Source organism: Pontibacter sp. HJ8 (genome assembly GCF_054824225.1).
The window spans coordinates 1-2,625 of the sequence record NZ_JSYF01000187.1 but is presented as its reverse complement, the minus strand read 5'-3'; the positions used below and the strand labels follow the sequence as shown (position 1 = coordinate 2,625).

Below are 2,625 nucleotides of genomic sequence, written 5' to 3'. Positions count from 1 at the left end.
TATAAAATCGATCTTTATTTCTTTTGCACCCTTCCGTCCAGCGTACCTACTTTCGGCAGGATCTGAATCACAAAACGCCGGTCACGGATGTCTCCTGTACGTCCGGCTCCCTCAAAACCACTTCCGGCAGCAATCAACTCGATCCTGTCTTTAGGGAATTTTATACCTGAATTCTGCCAGAATTTCATCAGCGCCAGGGCTCTTCTGTAACTCAACTCAAGCGCATACTCCCGCTCTGTGATGTTACGCGAATCCCCTTTGGGGTAGCTGGCTGCACGGCCGTCTATTACGATCAGATATTTGACTTCATCATCATCGATCGAGTTGATCACCTGGCTCAGGTTTTCGCCGGCCCTGCGGAGGGGTGCCAGGGCCCGCTGCGGTATCTCTGCCCGGCTCTGCTCAAAGAGCACATCCACCAGCAGTTCATGCCGCTTGTGCTTTTCGTTGTACTGGAAATACCGCTCATCGAGGCGGGATAAGGCAGATTTGATCTCGTCCAGCTTTTTCTTCTCTTCTAGCTCCACCTCCAGCTTGGCCAGGGTCGTTTGGTTTTCCCTTGCCTTGTCCTGGAACATTTTAAAGCTCAATACAAACAGCACCAGCATCACCAGGAAGAGCACCGTCATCAGGTCGACATAACTGGGCCAGAAAAAGTCCCTGTTTTCCTTGCTCATCGTACTTACCTCCTGTTGTTTTGCCCGCTGCCGAATAGCTTGCCCAATGCCGCTTTCAAAGGTCCGGGCTCAGCAGCTTTCACCATGTTCACATTCAGCTCATGCAGTTGCCTGAGGAGTTGTTGCTGTACCTGGGCATCGGTATCCAGCTTCTGCAGCAGGCGCTCATTCGTTTGCCGGATTTCTCCGGTTAGCTGTTGCTGACTGGCATTCAGCCGCTCCTGCTGCTGGTTCAGGCTTTCAAATGGTCGCATGTATTCTACAATGCGCTCATATACATTGTCTTCGTTGAGTCTTCTGAAATGATCCTGCCACTTTTCGTAGGCATTCTGCGCGTCCCGCTCCTGGTGCTGCAGGCGCGCCTCCATTAGGTCGGTGAGTTTGAGTGCCGCTTTATCAAAGTATTGCTCCACCCGGGCTGCAATGGTATTCAGGTCCTCCTCATGGCGCCCGAAGAAATTCACCTGCCGCTGTATCGATTCGTCGTGTTTCTGCAGGTAGCCTGGTACCTTATCAAAACCTTCCTGCAAACCGGTCAGGCGGCTGAGCACCTGCCCGATCGTATGCGTGAGCTCTCCCCCCTTCTGCACCGACTCATTCAAGGCCACCTGGTACTGCAGGAAATTCTCGAACAGGCGCTCGCTTTCTTTCAGCTTGTCAAACACCTGCAGGTTGGCATTGGCCATCTGCGTAAAACCGATCTCGTCGAGCTTTTGAATAAAGTCTTTCTGAATGCGGATGTTCTCGGAAAGCGAATCCACGATGGGTCGGAAACCCAGTATCTTATCAAGAAAATCTTTGTTAAAGGAATCCAGCACCGACTTCAGGTTGCCCAGGCTGGCGGCCATATCCGAGTTGAGCTTGGGCAGCAGGTGCGTCTGCAGGAAGGTATAGTAGTCGTTCTGGTGGCGGTCGCGAATACTCCGCGCATTCTTCAAATGGTGATTGCCGAGCAGTGTAAGCAGCAAACCCAGGAAGCTGCCGGCCATCGCGATCAGTACACCAAACAGGAAATTGGGAATGTTTTCATCCGTGATGAAAGAGGAACCTACCGCTACCCCTTCTTCAGATACATCAGCCGTCACAAGTCCGGTAAAAACAAGGCTGGATAGACCAATGATCACCCCGGAGAAAGTACCCAGCAGACCGATGTACAAAGGGGTCGCCACGGTAGACTGCACCTCGTTGTCCATTGCATCCGAGTAGCGCTCGGCTACATCTTTTAAGATGTCAAAGTCAGCGGCAGCCCCCTTGTTGCGGCGCAGGTACTGGTTGGTGCTTTTGATGATCTTGCTGAACGTCTCGGAGGGGTGCTGCACCTCGATGAGATCGGTCGTGCCTGTCCCTTTGCCACCTGTGGCAGCGGTCGTCACCAGCGCATCCGGGTCACCGGAAACCAGGTGAATGTTGCCGCTGCTCAGCAACTTTTCAAACTTGTCGGCAGCCAAGGTATAGGTGGGAACCGGTCCGCCCTTTGCTTCGATCTGCAGCACGTCGTTGTCTACTGCCACGATCCGTTTCACAACCGGGTTAGAAGGTGTATACTCCCGGAAAGGCTTACCGGCCAGCAGGGCAGCCCGCTGCTGCTCCAAGTCTTTTGCGGGCCCGGCCGCCGCTACAGGCTGATCCAGCACATGCTCGCGCAGTGAAAGCTGGCCTTCGGAAGGAAACAACTGCTCTATACCTCTGATCCTGCTCCGGGTGCCTTGGTACACGTACAGCTGATAACCCAGGATTGCCAGAATAAGAACAGTCTCAAAAATAAATAATCCTTCCATGTGTATTATAAAGTACTATACTTCGGATTCCCTCCAATAATGTATGAGTTAACCTCGTGTGTTGGTTTCGGAACATTCCCGGCCCTTGACAGAACCCGGGCTTACACTTTTTAAGCGACCTTGCTAAAGCAAGCGTCCGCTTGTGTCTCGTATAAGCCACAAGCGGACGC

The 2,625-nt window shown here is 52.7% G+C and carries 2 protein-coding genes; both read right to left on the bottom strand.

Annotated features, from left to right (window positions below; translation table 11 throughout):
• Positions 1-14: 14 nt before the first annotated feature.
• Positions 15-677 (bottom strand): hypothetical protein, encoded by a 663-nt coding sequence (locus OB13_RS09305; protein WP_461489887.1) that lies wholly within the window; start codon positions 675-677, stop codon positions 15-17.
• 5 nt (positions 678-682) lie between these two features.
• Positions 683-2,455 carry a hypothetical protein gene (locus OB13_RS09300; protein ID WP_461489886.1) on the bottom strand — a complete coding sequence of 591 codons (1,773 nt, stop codon included), beginning with the start codon at positions 2,453-2,455 and terminating at the stop codon, positions 683-685.
• Positions 2,456-2,625 lie beyond the last annotated feature (170 nt).

What these genes read in the sequence shown, in the direction of transcription:
- OB13_RS09300 (WP_461489886.1), bottom strand. Translation starts at nt 2,455, where the DNA reads ATGGAAGGATTATTTATTTTTGAGACTGTTCTTATTCTGGCAATCCTG.
- OB13_RS09305 (WP_461489887.1), bottom strand. Translation starts at nt 677, where the DNA reads ATGAGCAAGGAAAACAGGGACTTTTTCTGGCCCAGTTATGTCGACCTG.